This is a genomic window from Streptomyces sp. HmicA12, from assembly GCF_000373565.1.
Taxonomy (GTDB): Bacteria; Actinomycetota; Actinomycetes; order Streptomycetales; family Streptomycetaceae; genus Streptomyces.
On sequence record NZ_KB891820.1, the window covers coordinates 120,725 to 147,275 of the forward strand.

Consider the following 26,551-nt stretch of genomic DNA (forward strand, 5'->3'; position numbering starts at 1 on the left):
AGTGCAAAAAGTTAGCCCGAACCTTCGATCGAAGCAAAGTCCCAGGTCAGAGCCGATTGTCAGTGGCGTACTCCACGATGGGCACATACGGCCACTGCGCCGTCACGCAGACGACAGGAGGCTCGTCATGGCTGGACATCACGCATCCACCGCAGCCGCTGCCGCACACCGCCGCGCCGCCACCGGCCCGGCCCCCTCACCGACCGGACCGGCGAGCGACGTCCACCCGGTGCTGCGCCGGGCCGGGGCGCCACCCGCCGCCCTCGACCTGCTCGCCCAGGCCCGCGCCGGACTCGACGAGGCGGAGGTGCTCGAGACGGCGAACGAGAGGTACGCGACGGCCCACCTCGCCGCCCTGCGCACCGCCGCCGCCGTCCTCGCCGCCCGCGGCCGCCCCGAGCCCACACCGAAGCGCCGCGCCCGGATCAGGAGCGCCTGGGAAGTGCTCCCCGAGATAGCGCCCGAACTCGCGGAGTGGAGCGCCCTGTTCGCCGCCGGAGCCGGCCGCCGGGCCCGCGCGGAGGCCGGCATACGCGACGCGGCCAGCGCCCGCGACGCCGACGATCTGCTGCGCGACGTGGCGATGTTCCTGCGCCTCGTCGAGCGCATGCTCGTCCTGCAGCCGGTCCTGCCGAGGCCCCGACAGGAAGAGCGGCTCAAGCAGCGGCAGGACCGGCGTCAGGAGGACGCGGAGCGAGGAGTGCCCGACGCCGGGTGAGCGCTGGCATGGGCCCTCGTCCGGGCCCATTAGGGTGGAGGAGCCCGAACCAGTTCACGCTCCGACCGGACGCCCGCCGGAGCCGCTCCGAGGAGTCAGCCGCCGTGTCGGACCCGATGCGCCCCCGAGCGTCCCTCCGTACCGCTGTGGTCTGGGAGGTCCTCAAGGACGCCCTCGACCGTCGCGCCAAGGCCGCGGGGAGCCAGACGCTCGACGTCCTCGACACCGGGGGCGGCAGCGGCAACTTCGCGGTGCCCGTCGCCCGCCTCGGCCACCACGTCACCGTGGTCGACCCCAGCCCGAACGCGCTGTTCGCGCTGGAGCGCCGCGCCGCAGAGGCCGGCGTCGCCGACCGGGTGCGCGGGGTCCAGGGCGATGTCTCGGGCCTGTTCGACGTCGCCGAGCGCGACGCGTACGACGCGGTGCTGTGCCACGGCGTCCTGGAGTACGTCGAGGAGCCGGGCGAGGGCGTGCGCAACGCCGTGGGCGCGCTGCGTCCCGGTGGAGTGCTCAGCCTGCTCGCCGCGGGCCTCGGCGGCGCCGTGCTCGCGCGGGCCCTCGCCGGCCACTTCAAGGAGGCCCGGCAGGCGCTCGACGACCCGGCGGGACGCTGGGGCGAGGGCGACCCGGTGCCCCGGCGTTTCACCGCCGATCAGCTCTCCCAGCTGGTCGGGGACGCCGGTGTGGAGGTCGGCGCGGTGCACGGGGTGCGGGTCTTCGCCGACCTGGTCCCCGGCGTCCTCGTGGACACCGAGCCCGGCGCCCTTCAGGAGCTCCTGAAGCTGGAGGCGGCGGCCGCGGAACTGCCCGCCTTCCACTCCGTGGCGACCCAGCTGCATGTGCTCGGCGAGAAGCAGGTGCCCGAAGGGTCCTGAGCGGCCGCCGGGATCCGCCGCTGATCAGCGGCGCAGCGGCAGATGGAGTACGCCACAGGCCCCCCGATCCGGCGCCCGGCGCCGTATGATCGGGGTAGACCAACCGGCATGACGGGTCGGCCACCGGGGAATGACGCCTCAGTGAGCCGGAGCGGCGTGACGCGGTCCGGAATGGTGAAGTTGGCGTAGAGGGGCGGGTTTCACGGGGGCGATTCCCTGCCTATCCTGAAGGGGACCCCCGGTCGCCCCGGCGACTGCACGATGAGGAGGACTCCGTGCCGCTCTCGGAGCACGAGCAGCGAATGCTCGAGCAAATGGAGCGAGCGCTGTACGCCGAAGATCCCAAGTTCGCGACAGCGCTTGAGGGAAGCGGGCTGCGTACATACACCCGACGTCGGGTCTACCAGGCCGTTGCCGGCTTCCTGGTGGGTATCGCGCTCCTCATGGCTGGAATGGTCGCTAAGCAGATCTGGGTCAGTGTGGTGGGGTTCCTCGTCATGCTGGGGTGTGCCGTGCTCGCAGTCACCGGATGGCGCAAAGCGCCCAAGCCCGGCGAACAGCCGGCGGGAGCGGTGCCCGGTGGGGCCGCCGCCCGGCGGCAGAGCAAGCAGAAGCGCTCGATGATGGACCGGATCGAGCAGCGCTGGCAGCGCCGTCGCGACGAGCAGGGTGGTCGCTGAGCGCCTCCGCGCCGAGCCGTAGTACGTACAGGTGTGAAGGGTGACTGCTTCGTGCGGTCACCCTTTGTGCGTAATGCGGGCGATGAGTTGTGAGCGGTCCTGATCGGGGCCCAACAGGTCTCTCGGCTGACGGCCTTGGCGGCGAACGAAGGCACGGACGAAGAAGCCGCGGACGACGAAGGCGCCGGCCCCCGAGAGGGGACCGGCGCCTTCGGCCGTGCGGTGAACCTCAGCCCTCCTGGCCCGACGGCCGGGAGCGAGCCGCGCGGGCCGCGGTCCAGCGGGCCCGCAGCCCCGCCGTGAACGCCTCCCGGCGCTCCGCCAGGGCCCAGGCCACCCGGACGGCCGAGCGGGGCGCGAGTGTCGCCCGCAGCCTGGTCGCCCGGCTCACCTTCGCGTGCAGCCCGGCGTGCAGCCGCCGTACGTCGTCACCGAGCCCCGCCGCGGGCTGCGGCCGCGGCGCGTACAGCACCTGCTCCACCGCCGCCGCCACCCGCTGCACCGACTCGGCGGCAGCGGTCTCCAGATGGCCGAGCCGCACGATGCGGGCCGCCGCCTTGCGCGGGGTCTGCGAGTCGTCCGGCAGGATGCCGTGGTCCCACGCCGTGTCCGTGACCTCGCGCCAGGCCGCCAGCGTGCGCCCGGCGACGTCGGCGTCCGTGCGCCCGCCGGACCCGAGGCGCAGCGCCCTGGTCCGCAGCCGCCACAGCATCGGCAGCAGCGGCACCACCAGAATCAGCAGGACCGCGAGCGCCACCAGCAGGATCGTGCCGAACGGCGGTCCGTGGTCCGCCGCACCGGTCACGAGCGCGGGGGCCGTGCTGCCGCAGCCGCCCTCCTTGCGCTGCTGCACGGAGCAGCTCTCCGACGCCGACGGCTGCGAGGCCGAGGGCTGCGCCGAGGCGGACTCGCTGGGCGCCGCCGGGTCGGTCGAGCCGCCCGCCGGGGTGTTGTCCTGTGTGTACTCCGGGGTGTAACCCCGGTTCGGGGTCGGCTCGAAGCGGGTCCAGCCCACGCCCTCGAAGTACAGCTCGGGCCAGGCGTGCGCGTCCCGGAGGCCCACCGTGTACGTGCCGTCGCCGGAGGGCGAGCCGGGGGTGAAACCGACCGCGACCCGCGCCGGTATGCCCAGCGTCCTGGCCATGGCCGCCATCGAGAAGGAGAAGTGGACGCAGAAGCCCTCCTTCTCCTTCAGGAACCGGGCGATGGCGGCGGAACCGCTGCCCGCCGTCACGTCGGTGTTGTACGTGAAGCCGCCGCTGACCGCGAAGTAGTCCTGCAGCTTCACCGCGCGCTCGTAGTTGTTCGACGCGCCCTCGGTGACCTGGAGCGCGGTCGTCCGCACCACGTCCGGCAGCGAGGCGGGCACCTTGGTGAACTCCTTCGCCAGGTCGTCGGGCGGCTGCCCGGCATTGGCCAGCTGCTGCGCCGTCGGCTGCACGACCAGGCTCTTGACGCTGTACTGCTTGCCCCGCGTCGTCTGCCCGTGGTCGCCCACCAGCGTCCGGCCGATCCCCTCGTAACGCCAGCGCCCGTCGATCGACACCTGCGACGCCGGGTACGGCATGGGCAGCCAGTCCTGGGAGTACCAGTCGGCCGCCTTGATGTTGGTCTGCACCTCGGTCCTGCGGACGTCCGAGCCGAGGCCCGGCGGGTTCGGCAGCTGCGAGGGCACGTCGGTGATGCTGCGCACCGTAGGACGCCAGGCCGTGCCGTCGAAGTCGTCGAGCGCCACGATCCGCAGATACAGCTCGGAGGTCTGCTCGGCGTTCGTCCGGTACGTCATCACCGTCCGGTCCTCCGGCTGGTTCAGGCTGTCCTGCAGCGAGACCAGAGGGTTGACCGCGGAGATGATGCCGCCACCGCCCGTGCCCGTGCCCACCCCCGTACCGGACGGGCCGAGGATGCCGCCGTCCAGGGCGGGCAGGGCCAGCGGCACCACCAGGGCGATGCCCAGGGCCACCGCCCCGATGCGGCGACCGGTGCGGACCGGGGCGGTCGCGCCGCCCGGACCGTCGGGGGCCGGCACATTGCCGAAGCCGCGCCCGGTGCCGCCGAAGACCCGGCCCCACTGGGAGAGCCGGTCGCGCCCCTCGGCGAGCAGCAGCAGAAGATAGCCGCCGGCCGCGAGCAGGAACCACAGCCAGTCGGCGCCGCCCTCGGAGAGTCCGGCGGCGACCGAGTACAGCGCGAGCAGCGGCAGCCCGGCCGGGGCGGCGCTGCGGAACGTCACCGCCAGCGCGTCCACCGCGAGCCCGATGACCAGCGTGCCGCCCACCAGCATCAGGCGGATGCCGTGGGACAGCGGCGCGGGGATGGCGAACCGGCTGACGTCGTCGCCGCCCGCCTCCAGGAGGAGACCGAAGTGCCGGAAGGCCTCCGGGCCGGGGACGATCCCGCCGAGCGCCTGCTCGCGGGCGAAGATCAGCGTGAGCAGCAGCAGCGACACCAGGGCCTGCACGGCGATCGTCAGCGGCCGGGCGAGCGGCACCCTGCGGGCCGCCGCGCCCACCCCCGCCTGGATCACCAGCAGGATCGCGGCCTGGATCAGCCACGTGGATCTATCGACCAGCGGCAGCAAGGCGCACGAGGCCAGGAACGTGGCCAGCGTCGCGCAGATCGACAGTCGGGCACCGCCGCTCATGACCAGCCCCCACCCGTACTCGTGCCCGACGGCTGCGCCCCCGAGCGGTCCCGGTCCGCCTGCCGCCACACGTCCACCAGGGACGCGCCCGCCGGTACGGCCACCGCCGTCCAGCCCGCCTCCTGGAGCATCCGCAGCCGCTCCTCACAGCCCGGCGTCGGCGGCATGCCGGGGCCCTGGGCCCAGGTCTCGCTGTCCAGCACGAACGCGACCGCACCGCCGCTGCGCTGACGCATCTTGGCGGCCACGGCGGCCTGCCCCTCGTCCAGATCGCCGAAGAAGGCGATCAGCAGTCCTTCGTTCCCGCTGCGCAGCACGTCGTACGCGGACGAGAGGGACGCCATGTCCGAGTGGTCGACGACGGCGAGCGTGTCCATCATCAGACCCGCGGCGTCCGCCGACTCCTGGCTGGCGCCCGCGAAACCGTCGGTGCCCTCACCGGGCACTGAGGTGCCCGTGTCCGTCAACAGCCTTACGGAGAAGCCTCGTTCGAGCATGTGCACCAGCGCGGAGGCCGCGCCGGACACCGCCCACTCGAAGGCCGAGTCGGGACCCGCGCCCGCGAACGCGCCGTCGCGGGTGTCGAGCAGCACCGTGCACCGGGCCCGCTGCGGCTGCTCCTCGCGGCGCACCATCAGCTCGCCGTAGCGCGCGGTCGAGCGCCAGTGGACGCGGCGCAGATCGTCGCCGTAGCGGTACCCGCGTGGGATCACGTCGTCCTCGCCGGCCAGCGCGAGCGAGCGCTGCCGCCCGTCGCCGTACCCCTTGGCCTCCCCGGACAGGCGCACCGGAGGCAGCGGCTCCACCCGCGGGATCACCGTCAGGGTGTCGTACGTCGAGAAGGATCGGGTCAGTTCGCACATGCCGAACGGGTCGGTGAGGCGCAGCTGCAGCGGGCCCAGCGGATAGCGGCCGCGCAGGTCCGAGCGGACCCGGTAGGACACCTCGCGGCGACCGCCCGCCTCGACCCGGTCGAGGACGAAGCGGGGCCGCGGCCCGAGCACGTAGGGCACCCGGTCCTGCAGCATCAGCAGGCCGGTGGGCAGCCGGGAGATGTTGTCGATCCGCAGATGCACGCGCGCCTCGGAACTCGCGGGCACGCGCGCGGGGGAGAGGCGGCGGCTGCCCGCCACCCGGTAGCGGGTGCGGTACAGGACGCCGGCGCAGACCAGCGGCAGCACCGCGAGCAGCAGGCCGACCCGGAGCAGATCGCTCTGCCCCAGGACGTACGCGCAGATGGCCGCCGCGATGCCGGCCGCGAGGAACGAACGTCCTCGGGTGGTGAGACCGGCCAGCGCGGTGCGCACTCCGCTCTTGTCGCCCTTGTCGTTCGTCGCGCCGTCGCCGTCCGTGAACCCGCCCCCCGGGTCCGCCGCGTAATACCCCCCTGAGGCCATCATAGCCTCCGGGCGCCGGGCGGCTGCTGCGGGTACATCGGGGGCGTCGCGTTGTTGTACCCCTGGGGCGCGCGGGACTCGGCCGCCGGGACCGCGGTGTGCTGCAGGATGTCCAGGACGACCTGCTCGGCCGTGCGGCGGTTCAACTGGGCCTGCGCCGTGGGCAGCAGACGGTGCGCCAGGACCGCGACGGCCAGCGCCTGCACGTCGTCCGGCAGCGCGTACTCACGGCCGCTGAGGGCCGCCGACGCCTTGGCCGCGCGCAGCAGGTGCAGCGTCGCGCGCGGGGACGCGCCGAGTCTGAGGTCCGGGTGGGTGCGGGTGGCGGCGACCAGGTCGACCGCGTAGCGCCGTACGGATTCGGCGACGTGGACCGTGCGCACGGCGTCGACCAGCTTCACGATGTCGTGCGCGTGCGCCACCGGCTGCAGGTCGTCGAGCGGCGACACCCCGCCGTGGACGTCCAGCATCTGCAACTCGGCCTCCGGGCTCGGATAGCCGATGGAGACACGGGCCATGAAGCGGTCGCGCTGGGCCTCGGGCAGCGGGTACGTGCCCTCCATCTCGACCGGGTTCTGCGTCGCCACCACCATGAAGGGGCTGGGCAGTTCGTACGTCTTCCCGTCGATGGTGACCTGGCGCTCCTCCATGGACTCCAGGAGCGCGGACTGCGTCTTCGGCGAGGCGCGGTTGATCTCGTCGCCGATCACGATCTGCGCGAAGATCGCCCCCGGCTTGAACTCGAAGTCCCGCCGCTGCTGGTCCCAGATGGACACGCCGGTGATGTCCGACGGCAGCAGGTCGGGGGTGAACTGAATGCGGCGCACCGAGCAGTCGATGGACCGCGCGAGTGCCTTGGCGAGCATCGTCTTGCCGACGCCCGGCACATCCTCGATGAGCAAGTGCCCCTCGGCGAGGAGCACCGTCAGCGATAGCCGTACGACCTCCGGCTTGCCCTCGATCACACCCTCCACCGACCTGCGGACACGCTCCGCAGTGGTGGTCAGATCAGTGAGGCTCGCTCGATCGTCATAGGTCGTCACCCGGCCCTCCTCGGCCCGTACTTTCCGGGCCGACGCTCTGTGACGCGGACCGGCCCACCCCGAAACACGGACACCACGCGCGAAAAGTTCCGTCGCTCGCGCGGGGTGCCACACACGCATTCTTGTTGGCGTTACCGGTTCGTGTCACTCGCCTGTGGATAACTGGCCGCGATATGTCGGGGCTTACAACCTTTTGACGGGAAGGCTGATCGATCGGGAACCCCGGGCCGACGGGATCCGCCGGGCCATCAGGCCGGGGCGATCTCCCGCAGCAGACCCGTCTTCACGTCGAAGACGAAACCGCGCACGTCGTCGGTGTGCAGCAGGAAGGGCGAGGTGCGCACCTTCTCTATCGACTGCCGCACGTCCTGGTCGACGTCACGGAAGCCCTCGACGGCCCAGCTCGGGCGCTGTCCGACCTCGAGCTCCAGTTCGTGCCGGAACTCCTCGGTGAGGGACTCCAGGCCGCACGTCGTGTGGTGGATGAGCACCACGCTGCGGGTGCCGAGCGCGCGCTGGCTGATGGTCAGCGAGCGGATCACGTCGTCGGTCACGACGCCACCCGCGTTGCGGATGGTGTGGCAGTCGCCCAGTTCGAGGCCGAGGGCGGCGTGCAGGTCGAGGCGGGCGTCCATGCACGCGACGACGGCGACCTTCAGCACGGGACGGGCGTCCATGCCGGGGTCGGTGAAGGCTGCTGCGTATCGCCCGTTCGCCTCGACGAGGCGGTCGGTGACCGTGCCGTCGGCCGATATGGCGTCTTCGGAGGGGAGAGATGCGGAAGTCGTCATGGTGATGACGTTAATGGTCACCGCGTGCGGTGGCCCGCTGTGAGACGGGACAAAGAACGTCATCGGGCCTTGTTGTGAGCTAACCCACAGGGGGTTGCGACCGCGTCCGAACAGGTGAATTCGGCGGGCGGGCGGCTTCGCCAAGACGCGGTCCGCGACGCGCAGGCCGGTTGATTGACCGAGGGTCACGGTGGACTAAAGTGACGCCGAACCCCAAGAACGAAGCAACACGGAGATCCCGGCGCCGCCGGACACTCCCCGCGTGCGCGGCGCGTACGTACGGCTCGGCCTCCTCCCGCTCCGGTCGGCCGGCGTCACTTCCCCGGCGCCGACGGACCACCATCCCCTTCACGAGCGGGCGGGGACCCGGCAGTGCGTGCGAGCCCGCCGCCGGACCTGAGAGGGCCCCTTGAGCCAGCGACACGTCCCGGTCATGCTCCAGCGCTGCTTGGACATGTTGGCCCCCGCGCTCGCCCAGCCGGGCGCGGTCGTCGTCGACTGCACGCTCGGCCTCGGCGGCCACAGCGAGGCCCTGCTCTCCACTTTCCCGTCCTGCCGCCTCGTCGCCCTCGACCGCGACAAGGAAGCGCTGCGCCTGTCGGGCGAGCGCCTCGCTCCCTTCGGCGACCGAGCCACCCTGGTGCACGCCGTCTACGACGAACTGCCCGAGGTCCTGGACCGGTTGGACATCCCGCGCGTCCAGGGCGTGCTGTTCGACCTCGGCGTCTCCTCCATGCAGCTCGACGAGGCCGACCGCGGCTTCGCGTACGCGCAGGACGCGCCGCTCGACATGCGCATGGACCAGACGACCGGGATGAGCGCCGCCGAGGTCCTCAACACGTACCCGGCGGGCGAGCTGGTGCGGATCCTTCGCCAGTACGGCGAGGAGAAGCAGGCCAAGCGCATCGTCTCGGCCGTCGTGCGCGAGCGCGAGAAGGAGCCGTTCAGCAACAGCGCCCGGCTCGTCGAGCTGATCAGGGACGCGCTGCCGCAGGCCGCCAAGCGCACCGGCGGCAACCCGGCCAAGCGCACCTTCCAGGCCCTGCGCATCGAGGTCAACGGCGAGCTGAGCGTCCTGGAGCGGGCCGTTCCGGCCGCGGTGAAGGCGCTGGCCGTCGGCGGCCGGATCGCCGTCCTGTCCTACCAGTCGCTCGAGGACCGCCTGGTCAAGCAGGTGTTCGCGGCCGGCGCCGCCACCACGGCGCCGCCCGGCCTGCCCGTCGTCCCCGAGCAGTACCAGCCCCGCCTGAAGCTGCTCACGCGCGGCGCCGAACTCCCCACGGAGGAAGAGGTCGCCGAGAACCGCCGGGCCGCCCCGGCACGGCTGCGGGGTGCACAGCGCATCCGCGAGGACGTCAACGGATGAGGGGCGAATTCGAGTGAGGCACGCGCGCGTGGAGGGGTGGTCATGAGCGCCAAGGGCGGCTCGAAAGGAACCCAGGGAACCAAAGGCGAACTACGGGGCCGGGCGGCGCGGTTCGCACGCTTCTTCCCCGTCACGCCCTCCGGCGGCTCACAGGCCGCGCGCACCCCGTTCGTCCTCCTCGTCGTGCTCCTGCTCGGCGGCGGGCTCATCACGCTGCTGCTGCTGAACTCCTCGCTCAATGAAGGATCGTTCAAGCTCACCAAGCTCAGGAAGCAGACCACCGAGCTCACCGACGACGAGCAGGAACTCCAGCGCAAGGTCGACTCCTACTCCGCGCCCGACGCCCTCCAGCGGCGAGCCGGTGAACTCGGCATGGTCCCCGGCGGTGACCCCGCGTTCCTGAACCCCGACGGCACCGTCCGCGGCATGCCGAGCCCGGCCTCGCTGCCCGCGCCGCCGCGTCAGCAGGCGCCGCAGCCGGAGCTGGTGCGTACGACCCCCTCCGCGACCGCCACCCCGTCCGCGAACGCCAGGCCCTCCGCCCGACCGTCCGGGCGGCCGAGTCCCCTCACCTCGGGGAAGCCCGCGCCGCCCGCGCCCTCCACCACCCCCACGGCCCCCGCTCCTTCCAGCTCCGGCAGGTGACGCCATGACCGACAGGCAGCCCCCGCGCCGCCGCGTGCCCGGCCCCGCGCGTCCGGCCAGGACGGCGCGGCCCGCCCGGCCCGTGGCCCAGCGGCGCCCCGGCCCCGGCGCGCGCCCCGCCGCACGGCGCCCGCGCCCCGCATCGCCGAAGGCCTCCGCACCACTGCGCCTGGGCAGCCCGCGGCCACGCCTGCGGATGGTGAGTCTGGGCCTCACGCTCGTCCTCATGGTCTTCACCGTGCGGCTCCTCCAGGTGCAGGGCGTCGACGCGAGCGCGTACGCCGCCAAGGCCCAGCTGAACCGCTACGTCAGCCACACCATCGCCGCCGAGCGCGGCCGGATCACGGACCGCGGCGGCGTCGCGCTGGCGACCAGCGTGGACGCGTACGACATCACGGCCGACCCGACGCTGTTCACCCGGAAGGCCACCAAGGTGCCGGACGCGCCCGAGCAGGCCGCCGCGCTCCTGGCGCCGATCGTCGGCGTCGACGCGGCCACCCTCACCAAGAAGCTGAAGACCAGGAACACCCGGTACGTGCGCCTCGCCGCACGGCAGACGCCGCAGGTCTGGAAGCAGATCAAGGACCTCAGGTCCGCGCTGAACGACAAGGCCAACGCCGAGGGCCGGGAGGCGAGCGTGCTCTCCGGCGTGCTCGCCGACCCCAGCAGCAAGCGCGTGTACCCGAACGGCGATCTCGCGGCCGGGATACTGGGCTGGGTCAACGCCGACGGCAAGGGCGGCGGCGGTGTGGAGCAGAAGCTCAACAAGGAGCTGTCCGGCAAGGACGGCAAGATCCGGTACGCCCAGTCCGGCGGCCAGCAGGTGCCGACCGCGGGCAGTACCGAGCAGCCCGCGACGCCCGGCTCCGACGTCGAGCTGACCATCGACCGCGACATCCAGTGGGCCGCGCAGAACGCGATCAGCGAGCAGGTCAAGAAGTCCGGGGCCGACCGCGGCTACGTGATAGTGCAGGACACGCAGACCGGCGAGGTCCTGGCCATGGCGAACGCGCCGGGCTTCGACCCGAACGACCTGGCGCACGCCAACTCGGCGGCCCTCGGCAACGCCGCGCTCCAGGACGCCTACGAGCCCGGTTCCACGGCCAAGGTCATGTCGATGGCGGCGGTCCTTGAGGAGAACGCGGCCACGCCGCTGACCCACGTCACCGTGCCCAACCGGCTGCACCGCGGCGACCGTCTCTTCCAGGACGACATCGACCACGAGACCTGGCACCTCACGCTCAACGGCGTGCTCGCCAAGTCCAGCAACATCGGCACCATCCTCGCGACCGGCCAGCTCGGCAAGACCCAGCCGGAGGCCAACCGGACGCTCTCCTCGTACTTGCGCAGGTTCGGCATCGGCTCGGCGAGCGGACTCGACTTCCCCGGCGAGACGTCCGGGATCCTCGCGGCGCCGGACAAGTGGTCGACGTCGCAGCAGTACACGATCCCGTTCGGCCAGGGCTTCTCCATCAACGCGATGCAGGCGGCCTCCGTGTACTCGACCATCGCCAACGGCGGCGTACGGGTCGAACCCACGCTGGTGCGCGGCTCCACCGGCGCCGACGGCAAGTTCACCGCCGCGCCGAAGCCCAAGCAGACCCGCGTCGTCAGCGAGAAGACCGCGAAGACGGTCGCGCAGATGCTGGAGTCCGTCGTCGACGACGAGGAGGGGACCGGCACCAAGGCCCGCATCCCCGGTTACCGCGTCGCCGGCAAGACGGGCACCGCCAACCGTGTCGATCCGGCCACCGGCCGCTACAAGGGCTACACGTCGTCGTTCGCCGGGTTCGCACCCGCGGACAAGCCGCGGGTCACCGTCTACTGCGCCATCCAGAACGCCACGAAGGGGAGTTACTTCGGCGGCCAGATCTGTGGCCCCATCTACAAGAAGGTCATGGAGTTCGCCCTCAAGACCCTTCAAGTGCCGCCCACGGGCGCCAAGTCCGCCAAGCTGCCCGTCTCTTTCAAGCCATGACGGCCGGACGAGCCGTGACCATGATCACCACACACAGTGAAGACACCTTGAAGAGCTCGTGACAACCATCACCCCCGATCCAGGGAACCAGCCCGCGCCACGCCCCTCGCTTCGCCCGCCGGGGGCTGCGCCCGGTACGCTCACCGCCGTGCCACACGCTGATCAGTCCCAAACCACCCAGAAGGGCGCACCCGTGACCTATCCCGGGCCGCCGCGACCGGCCGAGGTCTCCGCCACACCCCTCGCGGAACTCGCCGTTCAGCTGGGTGTTCCCGCGCCCCAGAAGGCCGTAGAGGTCACCGGCATCACCCACGACTCCCGTGCGGTGCGTCCCGGCGACCTGTACGCGGCGCTGCCCGGAGCCCGCGCCCACGGCGCAGACTTCGCCGCGCAGGCCGCGACCCTCGGGGCCGTCGCCGCCCTCACCGACCCGGCGGGCGCCGACCGCGTCGCCGAGGCGGGGCTCGTGCCCCTGGTCGTCGAGAACCCGCGCGCACGCATGGGCGAACTGGCCGCCACCATCTACGGCCGTCCCGGCAAGGACCTGCTGCAGATCGGCATCACGGGTACGTCCGGCAAGACGACGACCGCGTACCTCGTGGAAGGCGGTCTCAAGTCGGTACGTTCCACCGGCCTGATCGGCACGGTCGAGATGCGTATCGGCGACGAGCGCATCAAGTCCGAGCGGACCACCCCCGAAGCCACCGACCTCCAGGCCCTGTTCGCGGTCATGCGCGAGCGCGGCGTGGACGCCGTCGCCATGGAGGTCTCCAGCCACGCCCTCGTGCTCGGCCGGGTCGACGGCTGCGTCTTCGACGTCGCCGTCTTCAACAACCTCAGCCCGGAGCACATGGAGTTCCACTCCGACATGGAGGACTACTTCCGGGCGAAGGCGCAGCTGTTCACGCGCGCACGCAGCAAACAGGGCGTCGTGAACTTCGACGACGAGTACGGACGTCGGCTGATCGACGAGTCGGCGTCCTCGGGGTACCCCGTCGTCACCTTCTCCGCCGAGGGCCACCCGGACGCCGACTGGCGCGCCGAGGACGTCGAAGTCGGGCCGCTCGGCTCGACGTTGACCGTCGTCGGCCCCAAGGGCGAGCGGATCACCGCCGAGGCGCCGCTGCCCGGCCCCTTCAACGTCGCGAACACCCTCGCCGCGATCGTCACCCTCGCCGTCGCCGGGATCGACCCGCAGACCGCGGCCGACGGCGTCGCCGCCGTGCCGGGCGTGCCGGGCCGCCTGGAGCGCGTGGACGCCGGACAGGACTACCTCGCCGTCGTCGACTACGCGCACAAGACCGACGCCGTCGAGTCCGTCCTCAAGGCGCTGCGCAAGGTCACCGAGAACAAGCTGCACATCGTGCTCGGCTGCGGCGGCGACCGGGACAGGACCAAGCGGATGCCGATGGGTGCCGCCGCGGCCCGGTTCGCCGACACGGCCATCCTCACCTCCGACAACCCCCGTGGCGAGGACCCCCTCGCGATCCTCGCCACGATGCTGGCGGGCGCGGCCGACGTGCCGGCGCACGAGCGCGGCGACGTCGCCGTCTTCGAGGACCGGGCCGCCGCCATCGCCGCCGCCGTCGCGCGCGCCGAACCTGGCGACACCGTGCTGGTCGCGGGCAAGGGCCACGAGCAGGGACAGGACATCGCCGGGGTGGTGCGTCCCTTCGACGACCGCCTGGTGCTTCGCGAAGCCATCGAGCAAACCCAGGGATGAAGTTGTGATCGCCCTCTCCCTCGCCGAGATCGCCTCAGTCGTCGGCGGGCAGACGTACGACATACCGGATCCGCAGGTCCACGTCACCGGGCCGGTCGTCATCGACTCGCGCAAGGTCGAGACCGGCAGCCTGTTCGCCGCCTTTGTGGGCGAGCGCGTGGACGGCCACGACTACGCGCGCGATGTCGTGGAAAAGGGTGCGGCCGCCGTGCTGGCGTCCCGCCCCGTCGGCGTGCCCGCCATCGTCGTCGACGACGTCCAGACGGCGCTCGGCGCGCTCGCCCGGCACGTCGTCGCGCGGCTCGGCGCCACGCTCGTCGCGCTGACCGGCTCGGCCGGCAAGACCAGCACCAAGGACCTGACCGCACAGGTGCTGCGCCGCGCGGCGCCCACGGTCTTCACGCCGGAGTCGTTCAACAACGAGATCGGCCTGCCGCTCACGGCCCTCTCCGCCACCGACGAGACGAAGTTCCTCGTCCTGGAGATGGGCGCCCGCGGCATCGGCCACATCCGGTACCTGACGGGCCTGACGCCTCCGAAGGTCGGCGTCGTCCTCAACGTAGGAACCGCGCACATCGGCGAGTTCGGCGGCCGCGAGCAGATCGCGGAAGCGAAGGGCGAGCTGGTCGAGTCGCTGCCCGCCGACGGCACCGCGATCCTGAACGCGGACGACCCGCTGGTGAAGGCGATGGCCTCGCGCACGAAGGCGAAGGTGCTCTTCTTCGGAGAGGCCGCCGACGCCGACGTACGTGCCGAGAATGTCCGGCTCACGGAGAACGGGCAGCCCTCCTTCAGCCTTCACACACCCTCCGGGTGCAGTGAAGTGACCTTGCGCCTGTACGGTGAGCACCACGTGTCGAACGCGCTCGCCGCGGCCGCCGTCGCCCATGACCTTGGCATGTCCGTGGAGGAGATCGCCCTCGCGCTCTCCGAGGCGGGCACCCTGTCCCGCTGGCGGATGGAGGTCACCGAGCGCCCGGACGGCGTCACGATCGTCAATGACGCCTACAACGCGAACCCCGAGTCCATGCGAGCCGCCCTGCGGGCGCTCGTGGCCATGGGCAAGGGGCGTCGTACGTGGGCGGTGCTCGGCCAGATGGCCGAGCTCGGCGACGATGCGCTGGCCGAGCACGACGCGGTCGGACGGCTCGCCGTCCGGCTCAACGTCAGCAAGCTCGTGGCAGTCGGGGGCAGGGAAGCGTCCTGGTTGCAACTGGGCGCCTATAACGAGGGTTCGTGGGGTGAGGAGTCGGTGCACGTGTCCGACGCACAGGCGGCGGTCGACCTGTTGCGCAGCGAGCTGCGCCCGGGAGACGTCGTGCTCGTGAAGGCCTCGAGGGCGGTGGGCCTGGAGAGCGTCGCACAGGCGCTGATCGAGGGCGGGGCTGATGCCCGATGATGAAGCAGATCCTCTTCGCGGGCGTCATCGGTCTGTTCCTGACCCTGATCGGAACGCCCCTGCTCATCAAGCTCCTTGCGCGCAAGGGCTACGGGCAGTACATCCGTGACGACGGCCCGCGCGAGCACCATGCCAAGCGCGGTACGCCGACGATGGGCGGTATCGCCTTCATCCTGGCGACCCTCATCGCGTACTTCCTCAGCAAGCTGATCACCGGCGCGGCCCCGACCCTGTCGGGCCTGCTCGTCCTCGGCCTGATGGCGGGCATGGGCCTGGTCGGCTTCCTCGACGACTACATCAAGATCGTCAAGCGGCGCTCGCTCGGTCTGCGCGCCAAGGCGAAGATGGCGGGTCAGCTGACCGTCGGCGTCGCCTTCGCGCTGCTCGCCATCAACTTCGCGGACGTACGGGGCAACACCCCGGCCTCCACCAAGCTCTCCTTCGTGGAGGACTTCGGCTGGACGATCGGCCCCGTGCTCTTCGTGGTCTGGGCGCTGTTCATGATTCTCGCGATGTCGAACGGCGTGAACCTCACCGACGGCCTCGACGGCCTCGCCACCGGCGCCTCCGTGATGGTCTTCGGCGCGTACACCTTCATCGGTGTCTGGCAGTTCCAGGAGTCCTGCGCCAACGCGCAGACCCTCACCAACCCGGGCGCCTGTTTCGAGGTCAGAGACCCACTCGACCTGGCGGTGGTCGCATCGGCCCTGATGGGCTCCTGCTTCGGCTTCCTGTGGTGGAACACCTCGCCGGCCAAGATCTTCATGGGTGACACCGGCTCGCTGGCCCTCGGCGGCGCGCTCGCCGGTCTCGCGATCTGCTCGCGCACGGAGTTGCTGCTCGCGCTGCTCGGCGGTCTGTTCGTGATGATCACCATGTCGGTGGTCATCCAGGTCGGTTCCTTCAAGATGACCGGCAAGCGCGTCTTCCGCATGGCGCCACTGCAGCACCACTTCGAACTCAAGGGGTGGTCCGAAGTCCTTGTCGTGGTCCGGTTCTGGATCATCCAGGGCATGTGCGTGATCGTCGGACTCGGCCTCTTCTACGCAGGATGGGCAGCCAAGAAGTGACGACGCCCCCCGCCTGGCAGGACAAGAACATCACCGTCGCCGGTCTCGGCGTGAGCGGCCTCAGCGCCGCCCGCGCCCTGGCCGGCCTCGGCGCGTCGGTCACCGTCGTGGACGGCGGCGACAGCGAGACCCACCGCGAAAAGGCCGCCCTTCTTGAAGAGGCGGGCATTTCCGTACGTCTCGGAGACGCGGCCACGCTGCCGGACGGCACGGAACTCGTCGTCACGTCGCCGGGCTGGAAGCCGGAGAGCCCGCTGTTCGAGGCGGCACGCGCGCGTGGCGTCGACGTCGTCGGCGACGTCGAGATCGCCTGGCTGCTGCGCGGTCCGAACGCGGCGCCCTGGCTCGCCATCACCGGCACCAACGGCAAGACCACGACCACGCAGATGCTCGCGTCGATCCTGGAGGCGGCGGGCCTGCGCACCGCGGCCGTCGGCAACATCGGTACGCCGATCATCGACGTCGTCCTCCAGGGCGACGACGCGTACGACGTGTTCGCCGTCGAGCTGTCCTCGTACCAGCTGCACTGGGCGCCCTCGCTGCGCGCCCACTCCGGTGCCGTCCTCAACCTGGCGCCCGACCACCTCGACTGGCACGGCTCCATGGAGGCGTACGCCGCCGACAAGGGCCGTATCTACGAAGGCAATCAGGTCGCCTGCGTCTACAACGTCGCCGACAAGGCCACCGAGAACCTGGTCCGTGAGGCCGACGTCGAGGAGGGCTGCCGCGCCATCGGCTTCACGCTCGGCACGCCGGGACCCTCCGAACTCGGCGTCGTGGACGGCATTCTCGTGGACCGCGCCTTCGTCGAGAACCGGCAGAAGAGCGCGCAGGAGCTGGCCGAGATCGCGGACGTCAACCCGCCCGCGCCGCACAACATCGCCAACGCCCTCGCCGCCGCCGCCCTCGCCCGTGCCTTCGGCGTCGAGCCGCAGGCCGTACGCGAGGGGCTGCGCAACTTCAGGCCGGACGCGCACCGCATCGCGCACGTCGCCGACGTGCACGAGGTCGCGTACATCGACGACTCCAAGGCCACCAACACCCATGCCGCACAGGCATCGTTGGCGTCGTACGAGTCGATCGTGTGGATCGCGGGCGGGCTCGCCAAGGGAGCTACCTTCGACGAGCTGGTCTCGGGCGCGGCGAAGCGGCTGCGCGGGGTCGTCCTGATCGGCGCCGACCGTGGCCTGATCCGGGAAGCCCTGGAGCGACACGCCCCGGAAGTACCCGTCGTCGACCTCGAGCGGACCGACACTGGGGCGATGTCGGCGGCGGTCCAGGAGGCGGCGCGGCTCGCTCGCCCGGGGGACACCGTACTGATGGCCCCGGCCTGCGCGTCGATGGACATGTTCACCAACTACAACAAGCGTGGCGATGCGTTCGCGGAAGCGGTCCGCGAACTCGGCGCCACCAGCGTCTGAGGGGACCCGCGGGTGCCCGGTGACGCCGGGCACCCTTCGGGAGGGGAACGTGGCAGCGCATACCGATTGCGGGGCGGGGGTCCGTGATGGCCGGTAGCACCACCAAACGCCCGGCCGCACCGCCGAGGAAGACCAGCAAGGTCTACCGGGCACGCGTCAATCCCGTGCGCCGCCTGTACGCGCAGGCCCGCCGCGCCTGGGACCGGCCGCTCACCGCGTACTACCTGATCCTCGGGTCCGCACTGCTCATCACGGCCCTCGGCCTGGTGATGGTGTACTCGGCATCGATGATCACGGCTCTCCAGATGGGCCTCTCGAGCTCGTACTTCTTCCGCAAGCAGTTCGTCGCGGCCGTCCTCGGCACGATCCTGCTCCTGGTCGCGATGCGGATGCCGATCAAGCTGCACCGCGCGCTCGCGTACCCGATCCTCGCCGGCAGCGTCTTCCTGATGGTCCTGGTGCAGGTGCCGGGGATAGGGGTGTCGATCAACGGCAACCAGAACTGGATCTCGCTCGGCGGCCCCTTCATGCTGCAGCCCAGTGAGTTCGGGAAGCTGGCGTTGATCCTGTGGGGCGCCGATCTGCTGGCGCGTAAACACGACAAGCGCCTGCTGACCCAGTGGAAACACATGCTGGTGCCGCTGGTTCCGGTCGCCTTCCTGCTGCTCGGGCTCATCATGCTCGGCGGCGACATGGGCACGGCGATCCTGCTGACAGCCATCCTTTTCGGCCTTTTGTGGCTCGCCGGGGCGCCCACGCGGCTCTTCGTCGGGGTGCTGTCCGTCGCCGCCGCGATCGGTGTCATGCTCATCAAGACCAGCCCGAACCGCATGGCCCGCCTCGCCTGCCTCGGCAGCTCCGACGCCGGGCCCGGTGACATGTGCTGGCAGGGGCTGCACGGGATCTACGCCCTGGCCTCCGGCGGATTCTTCGGTTCCGGCCTCGGGGCCAGTGTGGAAAAATGGGGTCAACTTCCCGAAGCGCACACCGACTTCATCTTCGCCATCACCGGTGAGGAACTGGGCCTGGCGGGGACGCTGTCGGTGCTCGCCCTGTTCGCGGCTCTAGGCTATGCGGGTATCCGCGTGGCCGGACGCACGGAGGACCCCTTCGTTCGATACGCCGCGGGTGGCGTGACGACCTGGATCACGGCGCAGGCCGTGGTCAACATCGGTGCGGTGCTCGGCCTGTTGCCGATCGCCGGCGTCCCGCTCCCGCTGTTCTCGTACGGGGGGTCCGCACTGCTGCCGACCATGTTCGCCGTAGGACTTCTGATCGCGTTCGCGCGGGACGAACCGGCGGCGCGGGCGGCCCTCGCCATGCGGCGAACCTTGGGGGAGCGCGGGATGAGATGGAACACGATGCGACGGCGCGCCTCGGCGCGTACGTCCGGAGAGCGGTGAATTTCGGTGCATGTCGTACTCGCCGGTGGGGGGACCGCCGGCCACATCGAGCCGGCGCTCGCCCTCGCGGACGCCCTGCGCAGGCAGGACCCGACCGTGGGCATCACGGCCCTCGGTACGGAGAAGGGGCTCGAGACGCGGCTCGTACCCGAGCGTGGCTACGATCTGGCGCTGATCCCCGCCGTACCCCTGCCGCGCAAGCCCACCCCTGAACTGATCACCGTCCCGGGGCGGCTGCGCGGCACGATCAAGGCGGCCGAGCAGATCCTCGAGCGCACGAAGGCCGACGCCGTCGTGGGCTTCGGCGGGTACGTGGCGCTGCCCGGCTACCTGGCCGCCAAGCGGCTCGGGGTGCCGATCATCGTGCACGAGGCCAACGCCAGGCCGGGCCTCGCGAACAAGATCGGTTCGCGGTACGCGGCCGCGGTCGCCGTCTCCACGCCGGACAGCAAGCTGCGGGGCGCCCGCTACATCGGCATCCCGCTGCGCCGCACCATCGCGATGCTCGACCGGGCGCAGATGCGACCCGAGGCCCGCGCCGCGTTCGGCCTCGACCCGAACCTGCCGACGCTCCTCGTCTCCGGGGGCTCGCAGGGTGCCCGGCACCTGAACGAGGTCGTCACTCGCGTCGCGCCGCTGCTCCAGCAGTCCGGCATCCAGATCCTGCACGTGGTCGGCCCGAAGAACGAACTGCCGCAGGTCCAGCAGATGCCGGGAATGCCCCCCTACATCCCGGTACCGTACGTGGACCGGATGGACCTCGCGTACGCCGCGGCCGACATGATGCTCTGCCGCGCGGGCGCGATGACCGTCGCCGAACTCTCCGCCGTCGGGCTCCCGGCCGCGTACGTCCCGCTGCCCATCGGCAACGGCGAACAGCGGCTCAACGCCCAGCCGGTGGTCAAGGCCGGCGGTGGCCTGCTGGTCGACGACGCGGAGCTGACCCCCGAGTGGGTCCAGGGCAACGTCCTGCCCGTGCTCGCCGACCCGCACCGGCTGTACGAGATGTCCCGCGCAGCCTCGGAGTTCGGCCGCCGGGACGCCGACGACCTGCTCGTCGGCATGGTGTACGAGGCGATCAACTCGCGTCACCAGTGACGTAGCGGCGAGTGAGCCGCGAAAAAGAGGAGCGAGCGTGGCCGGATCGGCTGTGACGGACCGAGATGACACCGAGGAGTCCGAGGCCGGCCCGCCCCCGCCCCGCTTCCGGATGCCGAGCATCCGCACGCTCATCGTGACCGGAGTGCTGCTCGTCCTGATCGGGGCGGGCGGCATCTGGTTGTTCTACGGATCGCAGTGGCTGCGCGTGGAGCGCGTCACGCCGTCCGGGACCGACGTTCTGACGCCCGCTCAAGTGCGTGACGCGGCCGCCGTACCGGTCGGCGCTCCGCTGATTTCCGTCGATACAGGCGCCATTGAGGACCGACTCCGCCGGGAATTGCCCCGAATTGACTCGGTTGACGTGGTGCGTTCCTGGCCGCACGGAATCGGGTTGAAAGTGACGGAACGCAAGCCGGTTCTGATTGCCGAGGACGAGCGAAATTCGGGCAAGTTCGTCGAAGTCGACCGCGAGGGTGTGCGTTTCGCGACCGTCGACAAGGCCCCGAAGGACGTTCCCCGACTGGAATTGACGCCCGATCGGAACGGCGCGGCGGCCAGCCTGCGCCGATTCGGCCCCGAGCGGCTGACCCGGGAAGCGGTGCGGGTGGCGGGCCGGCTCCCGAAGGCGGTCGCGCGGGACACCCGTACCGTCAAGGTCCGTTCGTACGACGACATCTCGCTGGAGCTCACCGGTGGACGCACCGTCGACTGGGGAAGTGGCGAGCAGGGAGCCCAGAAGGTTCGTGCTCTCTCCGCTCTCCTGAAAGCCGCTCCAAAGGCACGGCACTTCGACGTGAGTGTTCCCACCGCCCCTGCGTCAGCGGGGAGTTGACGCGCATCAGTGCAGGCCAGCACCCTGGTTGGGCAGCGCTACGGCTGATCACATAGGGTGAAAAGAAAAACGGGAGGTTCGGCGTGTTCGTTGAACGGGCGCCACTTGTCGACTTAGTGTCAGGTTCGGAAGAGTCCAGGAAACAGACACACTGGTAACCCTAAACTTCAGCGTTAGGGTTCGGGTCGGCAGTCGACTAGTAGTCCGGACCGTCCCAATTCGGCATCAGTCGTAGCGGCGCAGAAGGCGCGGCGACGACACGTAACTCGAGGCGAGAGGCCTTCGACGTGGCAGCACCGCAGAACTACCTCGCAGTCATCAAAGTCATCGGTGTCGGCGGCGGTGGTGTCAATGCCATCAACCGGATGATCGAGGTCGGTCTCAAGGGCGTCGAGTTCATCGCCATCAACACCGACGCGCAAGCCCTGTTGATGAGCGACGCGGACGTCAAGCTCGACGTCGGCCGTGAACTCACCCGCGGACTCGGCGCCGGAGCCAATCCGGCCGTCGGACGCAAGGCGGCCGAGGACCACCGCGAGGAGATCGAGGAGGTCCTCAAGGGGGCCGACATGGTCTTCGTCACCGCCGGTGAAGGTGGCGGCACCGGCACCGGCGGCGCACCCGTCGTGGCCAACATCGCGCGCTCGCTCGGCGCCCTCACGATCGGCGTGGTCACACGTCCGTTCACCTTCGAGGGACGGCGCCGGGCCAACCAGGCGGAGGACGGCATCGCCGAGCTCCGCGAAGAGGTCGACACCCTCATCGTCATCCCGAACGACCGGCTCCTGTCCATCTCGGACCGCCAGGTCTCCGTGCTCGACGCCTTCAAGTCGGCCGACCAGGTGCTCCTGAGCGGTGTGCAGGGCATCACCGACCTCATCACCACCCCGGGTCTCATCAACCTCGACTTCGCCGACGTCAAGTCCGTGATGTCCGAGGCGGGTTCGGCCCTCATGGGTATCGGCTCGGCCCGCGGCGACGACCGCGCGGTGGCCGCGGCCGAGATGGCGATCTCCTCGCCGCTGCTCGAAGCGTCCATCGACGGAGCGCGCGGTGTGCTGCTCTCCATCTCCGGTGGCTCGGACCTCGGTCTCTTCGAGATCAACGAGGCCGCGCAACTGGTCAGTGAGGCCGCCCATCCCGAGGCGAACATCATCTTCGGCGCCGTCATCGACGACGCCCTGGGCGACGAGGTACGGGTCACGGTCATCGCCGCCGGCTTCGACGGCGGACAGCCGCCGGCCAAGCGGGAGAACGTGATCGGCTCGTCGTCGGTCAAGCGCGAGGAACCGGCACCGGCATCGCGCCCCGCGCCGACCCCCGAGCCCTCGCGCCCGACCTTCGGCAGCCTCGGCAGCGTCACGCCGCGCGAGGAGCTCAAGCCGGAGCCGGCCCCGGCCGCGCCGGTGAACGAGGCGCCGTCGGCGCCGACCGCACCGCCGCAGGTTCCCCGGCCGTCCTACCCGGACAGCCAGGCCGAGGAGCTGGACGTCCCGGACTTCCTGAAGTGATCACGGAGAAGTTCGGATCACTGAAGTGATAGGACAGCGCAACAACGTGAGCGGCGCGCACTTCGCCTTCACCGACCGGTGGGGCGGGGTGAGCGCCGCTCCGTACGAGGAGCTCAATCTCGGCGGGGCGGTGGGCGACGACCGCGAGGCCGTGCTCCGCAACCGGGAGCTGGCCGCCGAGGCGCTCGGCCTCGACCCGACCCAGGTCGTCTGGATGAACCAGGTGCACGGGCCCGACGTCGCGGTGGTGGACGGGCCGTGGGCCACGGACACCGACCTTCCGTGCGTCGACGCCCTCGTCACCGCACGGCGGGGCCTCGCTCTCGCCGTGCTCACCGCGGACTGCACCCCCGTACTGCTCGCCGACCCGGTCGCCGAGGTCGTTGCCGCCGCACACGCGGGCCGGCCCGGCATGGTCGCCGGGGTCGTGCCCGCCGCGGTGGAGGCGATGGTGAAGCTCGGCGCGCGGCCGGAGCGGATCGTCGCCCGTACCGGACCCGCGGTCTGCGGGCGCTGCTACGAAGTGCCGGCCGACATGCGCGCCGACGTCGCCGCGGTCGAGCCCGCGGCGTACGCCGAGACCAGTTGGGGCACTCCGGCCGTCGATGTGACCGCCGGTGTGCAGGCGCAACTGGAAAGGCTCGGGGTGCGCGACCGGCAGCAGTCGCCGGTGTGCACGCTCGAGTCGCACGACCACTTCTCGTACCGCCGCGAGCGCACCACGGGGCGCCTCGCGAGCTATGTCTGGCTGGACTGAAACGACATGACGGACCTTCAGGACCTTCGAGGACGCAGAGACGAACTCGCCGCGAACCTGGCCCAGGTGGAGGAACGTATCTCCGCCGCCTGTGCGGCGGCCGGGCGCAAGCGGGACGACGTGACCCTCATCGTGGTCACCAAGACCTACCCCGCGAGCGATACGCGGATCCTGTCCGAGCTCGGCGTGCGGCACGTCGCCGAGAACCGGGACCAGGACGCCGCCCCCAAGGCGGCGGACTGCGCTGACCTCCCCCTCACCTGGCACTTCGTCGGTCAGTTGCAGACCAACAAGGTGCGCTCCGTGGTCGGTTACGCCGACGTCGTGCAGTCCGTGGACCGGGCGAAGCTCGTCACGGCACTGTCCAAGGACGCCGTGCGCGCGGAGCGCGAGCTGGGGTGCCTGATCCAGGTCGCGCTCGACGCCGAGGAGGACGGGCGCGGCGAGCGCGGTGGCGTAGGAGTGGGCGCGGTGGAGGAGTTGGCCGCACGCGTGGCCGAGGCCCCGGGGCTGCGGCTCGACGGACTGATGACCGTCGCGCCGCTCACCGGGACCTACGCGGGGCGGCAACAGGCGGCGTTCGAGCGCCTCATGGATTTGTCGACTGCCCTGCGCGCGGCTCATCCGGCTGCGAACATGGTCTCGGCAGGGATGAGTTCGGACCTCGAGCAGGCTGTGGCGGCCGGAGCGACACATGTGCGCGTCGGTACGGCGGTACTCGGAGTCCGACCCAGGCTCGGGTAACGTCGCCAAGAAGTCGGACCACAGCAGAAAATATGGTCATTCTCGCTGATGGGCGGGGAGACCACGTGGATCGCGGGCACTTTGGTTGACGTCAGCCGATCCACCACAGAGCGGAGGACTCAGAGCATGGCCGGCGCGATGCGCAAGATGGCGGTCTACCTCGGCCTCGTGGAGGACGATGGGTACGACGGTCGGGGATTCGACCCCGACGACGACTTCGAACCCGAGCTCGACCCGGAGCCCGAGCGTGACCGCCGACGGCATGAACCGTCACATCAGTCACACAATGCGCGTTCGGTGGCCGAAGAGGACGAATCGGTGCGAGTGGTGCAGCCGCCCGCACAGCGTGAGCCGGTGCGCTCACCCGCTTCGCTCCCCGCTGAATCCGGACGTCCGGCGCGAATCGCCCCCGTGGCATCCATCACACCTGAACGTCAGAGCCTGGAGAAGAACGCACCGGTGATCATGCCCAAGGTCGTGTCCGAGCGGGAGCCCTACCGCATCACCACGTTGCACCCCCGGACCTACAACGAGGCCCGTACCATCGGGGAACACTTCCGCGAGGGCACTCCGGTGATCATGAATCTGACGGAGATGGACGACACCGACGCGAAGCGACTTGTCGACTTTGCCGCCGGTCTCGTCTTCGGTCTTCACGGCAGCATCGAGCGGGTGACTCAGAAGGTGTTCCTGTTGTCGCCTGCTAACGTCGATGTCACGGCGGAGGACAAGGCCCGCATCGCAGAGGGCGGGTTCTTCAACCAGAGCTGAGACGCAGCACTAGTTCAACGGCTAGCTATGTACTAGTCACGAAGGCACGAGACACAGGGGAGAGGGAACCACCGATCATGGGCGTGGTTTTTGATGTGGTCTACATCGCGCTGATGTGTTTCCTCATCGTGCTGATCTTCCGGCTGGTCATGGACTATGTCTTCCAGTTCGCCCGCTCGTGGCAACCCGGCAAGGCGATGGTGGTCGTTCTGGAGGCCACCTACACTGTCACTGATCCACCGCTCAAGCTTCTGCGGCGGTTCATTCCGCCGCTGCGTCTCGGGGGCGTGGCGCTCGACCTGTCCTTCTTCGTACTGATGATCATCGTCTACATCCTGATCTCCGTCGTGAGCCGGCTGTGAGCGCGATGTCAACTACGGTCTTGCCGAATGCCGACGACAACGTTGAGGTGAAGAGATGCCGCTGACCCCCGAGGACGTGCGGAACAAGCAGTTCACGACCGTCCGCCTCCGAGAAGGCTATGACGAGGACGAGGTCGATGCCTTCCTCGATGAGGTCGAAGCCGAACTGACCCGTCTCCTGCGTGAGAACGAGGACCTGCGAGCCAAGCTCGCCGCTGCCACCCGCGCCGCTGCCCAGAACCAGCAGCAGGGCGGCATGCGCAAGGGCCCCGGTGGCCCGGACGGCCCCGGTGGCCCCCAGGACCAGCAGGGTCCCCCGCAGGGCATGCGAGGCCCGGGCGCCCCGGTGCCCGCCGGGATATCGGGCCCGCCGCAGCAGCAGATGGGCGGCCCCATGGGTGGTCCGCCGCAGCTGCCGAGCGGTGCCCCGCAGCTTCCGGCCGGTCCCGGTGGACACGGTCCCCAGGGCGGCCCGCAGGGTCCCGGCCCCATGGGCCAGGGTCCGATGGGCCAGGGCTCGATGGGCCAGCAGCCGCAGCTCGGCGGCCCGATGGGTGGCCCCATGGGCGGCCACGGCGGTCCGCAGATGCCCCAGCCCGGTCAGGGCCCCGGTGGCGACAGCGCCGCCCGTGTGCTCTCGCTGGCCCAGCAGACCGCCGACCAGGCGATCGCCGAGGCCCGCTCCGAGGCCAACAAGATCGTCGGCGAGGCTCGCAGCCGCGCCGAGGGTCTCGAGCGTGACGCCCGTGCCAAGGCCGACGCCCTGGAGCGGGACGCGCAGGAGAAGCACCGCGTCGCGATGGGCTCCCTGGAGTCCGCCCGCGCCACGCTGGAGCGCAAGGTCGAGGACCTGCGCGGCTTCGAGCGCGAGTACCGCACGCGTCTGAAGTCGTACCTGGAGTCGCAGCTGCGCCAGCTGGAGACCCAGGCCGACGACTCGCTGGCCCCGCCGCGCACTCCGGCCACCGCCTCGCTGCCGCCGTCCCCGGCGCCTTCGATGGCCCCGGCCGGCGCTGGTGCCCCGTCCTACGGCGGCAACCAGACCATGGGTGGCAACCAGGGCCCCAGCGGCCCGTCGTACGGCGGCCAGCAGCAGATGTCGCCCGCGATGACGCAGCCGATGGCTCCGGTGCGGCCCCAGGGCCCGCAGCCGATGGGCCAGGCCCCGTCGCCGATGCGCGGCTTCCTCATCGACGAGGACGACAACTGAGCGGCGCGTCTGCGTGTAGCGCCCGGTAGTACTGGCTAGGCGTCGGCATTCATTCAGGCCTCGGCCCGGATCGTTTCTGCGATCCGGGCCGAGGTCTTTTGCGTACGGGT

23 protein-coding genes are annotated in these 26,551 nt (G+C 70.7%); 19 read left to right on the top strand and 4 right to left on the bottom strand.

What is annotated here, in order from left to right:
- Nucleotides 1–127 precede the first annotated feature (127 nt).
- From B072_RS0126840 to B072_RS0126850, 3 genes are all read left to right on the top strand, one after another.
- The gene (locus B072_RS0126840) at nucleotides 128–718 is read left to right on the top strand and encodes an SAV_6107 family HEPN domain-containing protein (protein WP_026246343.1); all 591 of its coding nucleotides are present in this window, start codon (nucleotides 128–130) and stop codon (nucleotides 716–718) included.
- Nucleotides 719–822: 104 nt separating this feature from the next.
- Nucleotides 823–1,593, top strand: a complete 771-nt coding sequence (locus B072_RS0126845) for a methyltransferase (RefSeq protein ID WP_018533042.1) — start codon at nucleotides 823–825, stop codon at nucleotides 1,591–1,593.
- Between the two features lie 275 nt (nucleotides 1,594–1,868).
- Complete coding sequence (locus B072_RS0126850) at nucleotides 1,869–2,273, top strand: DUF3040 domain-containing protein (protein WP_018533043.1); 405 nt, start codon at nucleotides 1,869–1,871, stop codon at nucleotides 2,271–2,273.
- 229 nt (nucleotides 2,274–2,502) lie between these two features.
- Here the strand turns inward: B072_RS0126850 and B072_RS0126855 are convergent, their stop codons facing one another.
- From B072_RS0126855 to B072_RS0126870, 4 genes are all read right to left on the bottom strand, one after another.
- Complete coding sequence (locus B072_RS0126855; RefSeq protein ID WP_026246344.1) at nucleotides 2,503–4,917, bottom strand: transglutaminase TgpA family protein; 2,415 nt, start codon at nucleotides 4,915–4,917, stop codon at nucleotides 2,503–2,505.
- Nucleotides 4,914–6,314, bottom strand: a complete 1,401-nt coding sequence (locus B072_RS0126860; protein ID WP_018533045.1) for a DUF58 domain-containing protein — start codon at nucleotides 6,312–6,314, stop codon at nucleotides 4,914–4,916. The genes B072_RS0126855 and B072_RS0126860 overlap by 4 nt, the downstream gene beginning before the upstream one ends.
- Entirely contained in the window at nucleotides 6,314–7,357 is a 1,044-nt protein-coding gene (locus B072_RS0126865; RefSeq protein WP_026246345.1) for an AAA family ATPase, read from the bottom strand. Before B072_RS0126865 ends, B072_RS0126860 begins: the two co-directional genes overlap by 1 nt.
- 248 nt (nucleotides 7,358–7,605) lie before the next feature.
- Nucleotides 7,606–8,211, bottom strand: coding sequence for a beta-class carbonic anhydrase (locus B072_RS0126870; protein WP_078506591.1), 606 nt, complete (start codon nucleotides 8,209–8,211; stop codon nucleotides 7,606–7,608).
- A gap of 346 nt (nucleotides 8,212–8,557) precedes the next feature.
- On the opposite strand from B072_RS0126870, the gene rsmH reads away from it, so the two are divergent.
- The 16 genes from rsmH (at nucleotide 8,558) to B072_RS0126950 (ending at nucleotide 26,441) form a co-directional block, all read left to right on the top strand.
- Nucleotides 8,558–9,514, top strand: a complete 957-nt coding sequence (rsmH, locus tag B072_RS0126875; protein WP_078506592.1) for a 16S rRNA (cytosine(1402)-N(4))-methyltransferase RsmH — start codon at nucleotides 8,558–8,560, stop codon at nucleotides 9,512–9,514.
- Between the two features lie 42 nt (nucleotides 9,515–9,556).
- Nucleotides 9,557–10,159 (top strand): hypothetical protein, encoded by a 603-nt coding sequence (locus B072_RS0126880; protein ID WP_018533049.1) that lies wholly within the window; start codon nucleotides 9,557–9,559, stop codon nucleotides 10,157–10,159.
- Nucleotides 10,160–10,163: 4 nt separating this feature from the next.
- Complete coding sequence (locus tag B072_RS0126885; protein WP_026246346.1) at nucleotides 10,164–12,137, top strand: peptidoglycan D,D-transpeptidase FtsI family protein; 1,974 nt, start codon at nucleotides 10,164–10,166, stop codon at nucleotides 12,135–12,137.
- 58 nt (nucleotides 12,138–12,195) lie between these two features.
- The gene (locus B072_RS0126890; RefSeq protein ID WP_078506593.1) at nucleotides 12,196–13,860 is read left to right on the top strand and encodes a UDP-N-acetylmuramoyl-L-alanyl-D-glutamate--2,6-diaminopimelate ligase; all 1,665 of its coding nucleotides are present in this window, start codon (nucleotides 12,196–12,198) and stop codon (nucleotides 13,858–13,860) included.
- A 4-nt stretch (nucleotides 13,861–13,864) separates the two neighbouring features.
- Nucleotides 13,865–15,259 carry a UDP-N-acetylmuramoyl-tripeptide--D-alanyl-D-alanine ligase gene (locus tag B072_RS0126895; protein WP_018533052.1) on the top strand — a complete coding sequence of 465 codons (1,395 nt, stop codon included), beginning with the start codon at nucleotides 13,865–13,867 and terminating at the stop codon, nucleotides 15,257–15,259.
- Nucleotides 15,256–16,329, top strand: a complete 1,074-nt coding sequence (gene mraY / locus B072_RS0126900; RefSeq protein WP_026246347.1) for a phospho-N-acetylmuramoyl-pentapeptide-transferase — start codon at nucleotides 15,256–15,258, stop codon at nucleotides 16,327–16,329. The genes B072_RS0126895 and mraY overlap by 4 nt, the downstream gene beginning before the upstream one ends.
- Nucleotides 16,311–17,750: a UDP-N-acetylmuramoyl-L-alanine--D-glutamate ligase gene (gene murD, locus B072_RS0126905; RefSeq protein WP_043244786.1), complete on the top strand. Its 1,440-nt coding sequence runs from the start codon at nucleotides 16,311–16,313 to the stop codon at nucleotides 17,748–17,750. Before mraY ends, murD begins: the two co-directional genes overlap by 19 nt.
- Nucleotides 17,751–17,836: 86 nt before the next feature.
- Nucleotides 17,837–19,153, top strand: coding sequence for a putative lipid II flippase FtsW (ftsW, locus tag B072_RS0126910; protein ID WP_026246348.1), 1,317 nt, complete (start codon nucleotides 17,837–17,839; stop codon nucleotides 19,151–19,153).
- 6 nt (nucleotides 19,154–19,159) lie between these two features.
- Nucleotides 19,160–20,251: an undecaprenyldiphospho-muramoylpentapeptide beta-N-acetylglucosaminyltransferase gene (murG, locus tag B072_RS0126915; RefSeq protein WP_018533056.1), complete on the top strand. Its 1,092-nt coding sequence runs from the start codon at nucleotides 19,160–19,162 to the stop codon at nucleotides 20,249–20,251.
- Nucleotides 20,252–20,363: 112 nt separating this feature from the next.
- On the top strand, nucleotides 20,364–21,086 hold the full coding sequence (locus tag B072_RS0126920; RefSeq protein WP_086020413.1) for a cell division protein FtsQ/DivIB: 723 nt from the start codon (nucleotides 20,364–20,366) through the stop codon (nucleotides 21,084–21,086).
- Nucleotides 21,087–21,373: 287 nt separating this feature from the next.
- Nucleotides 21,374–22,597, top strand: coding sequence for a cell division protein FtsZ (gene ftsZ, locus B072_RS0126925; protein ID WP_018533058.1), 1,224 nt, complete (start codon nucleotides 21,374–21,376; stop codon nucleotides 22,595–22,597).
- 25 nt (nucleotides 22,598–22,622) lie between these two features.
- The gene (gene pgeF / locus B072_RS0126930; RefSeq protein ID WP_026246350.1) at nucleotides 22,623–23,354 is read left to right on the top strand and encodes a peptidoglycan editing factor PgeF; all 732 of its coding nucleotides are present in this window, start codon (nucleotides 22,623–22,625) and stop codon (nucleotides 23,352–23,354) included.
- Between the two features lie 6 nt (nucleotides 23,355–23,360).
- Nucleotides 23,361–24,098 carry a YggS family pyridoxal phosphate-dependent enzyme gene (locus B072_RS0126935; protein WP_018533060.1) on the top strand — a complete coding sequence of 246 codons (738 nt, stop codon included), beginning with the start codon at nucleotides 23,361–23,363 and terminating at the stop codon, nucleotides 24,096–24,098.
- Nucleotides 24,099–24,224: 126 nt separating this feature from the next.
- On the top strand, nucleotides 24,225–24,869 hold the full coding sequence (locus B072_RS0126940) for a cell division protein SepF (RefSeq protein WP_018533061.1): 645 nt from the start codon (nucleotides 24,225–24,227) through the stop codon (nucleotides 24,867–24,869).
- Between the two features lie 77 nt (nucleotides 24,870–24,946).
- Nucleotides 24,947–25,231, top strand: coding sequence for a YggT family protein (locus tag B072_RS0126945; RefSeq protein WP_026246351.1), 285 nt, complete (start codon nucleotides 24,947–24,949; stop codon nucleotides 25,229–25,231).
- 55 nt (nucleotides 25,232–25,286) lie between these two features.
- Nucleotides 25,287–26,441 carry a DivIVA domain-containing protein gene (locus tag B072_RS0126950; RefSeq protein WP_018533063.1) on the top strand — a complete coding sequence of 385 codons (1,155 nt, stop codon included), beginning with the start codon at nucleotides 25,287–25,289 and terminating at the stop codon, nucleotides 26,439–26,441.
- The last annotated feature ends 110 nt before the right edge of the window (nucleotides 26,442–26,551 follow it).

What these genes read in the sequence shown, in the direction of transcription:
- murD (WP_043244786.1), top strand. Translation starts at nt 16,311, where the DNA reads ATGGGCAGCCAAGAAGTGACGACGCCCCCCGCCTGGCAGGACAAGAAC.
- ftsW (WP_026246348.1), top strand. Translation starts at nt 17,837, where the DNA reads ATGGCCGGTAGCACCACCAAACGCCCGGCCGCACCGCCGAGGAAGACC.
- B072_RS0126860 (WP_018533045.1), bottom strand. Translation starts at nt 6,314, where the DNA reads ATGGCCTCAGGGGGGTATTACGCGGCGGACCCGGGGGGCGGGTTCACG.
- B072_RS0126870 (WP_078506591.1), bottom strand. Translation starts at nt 8,211, where the DNA reads ATGACGTTCTTTGTCCCGTCTCACAGCGGGCCACCGCACGCGGTGACC.
- B072_RS0126945 (WP_026246351.1), top strand. Translation starts at nt 24,947, where the DNA reads ATGGGCGTGGTTTTTGATGTGGTCTACATCGCGCTGATGTGTTTCCTC.
- B072_RS0126950 (WP_018533063.1), top strand. Translation starts at nt 25,287, where the DNA reads ATGCCGCTGACCCCCGAGGACGTGCGGAACAAGCAGTTCACGACCGTC.
- mraY (WP_026246347.1), top strand. Translation starts at nt 15,256, where the DNA reads ATGATGAAGCAGATCCTCTTCGCGGGCGTCATCGGTCTGTTCCTGACC.
- B072_RS0126880 (WP_018533049.1), top strand. Translation starts at nt 9,557, where the DNA reads ATGAGCGCCAAGGGCGGCTCGAAAGGAACCCAGGGAACCAAAGGCGAA.
- B072_RS0126935 (WP_018533060.1), top strand. Translation starts at nt 23,361, where the DNA reads ATGACGGACCTTCAGGACCTTCGAGGACGCAGAGACGAACTCGCCGCG.
- B072_RS0126920 (WP_086020413.1), top strand. Translation starts at nt 20,364, where the DNA reads ATGCCGAGCATCCGCACGCTCATCGTGACCGGAGTGCTGCTCGTCCTG.
- B072_RS0126840 (WP_026246343.1), top strand. Translation starts at nt 128, where the DNA reads ATGGCTGGACATCACGCATCCACCGCAGCCGCTGCCGCACACCGCCGC.
- B072_RS0126855 (WP_026246344.1), bottom strand. Translation starts at nt 4,917, where the DNA reads ATGAGCGGCGGTGCCCGACTGTCGATCTGCGCGACGCTGGCCACGTTC.
- B072_RS0126940 (WP_018533061.1), top strand. Translation starts at nt 24,225, where the DNA reads ATGGCCGGCGCGATGCGCAAGATGGCGGTCTACCTCGGCCTCGTGGAG.
- B072_RS0126885 (WP_026246346.1), top strand. Translation starts at nt 10,164, where the DNA reads ATGACCGACAGGCAGCCCCCGCGCCGCCGCGTGCCCGGCCCCGCGCGT.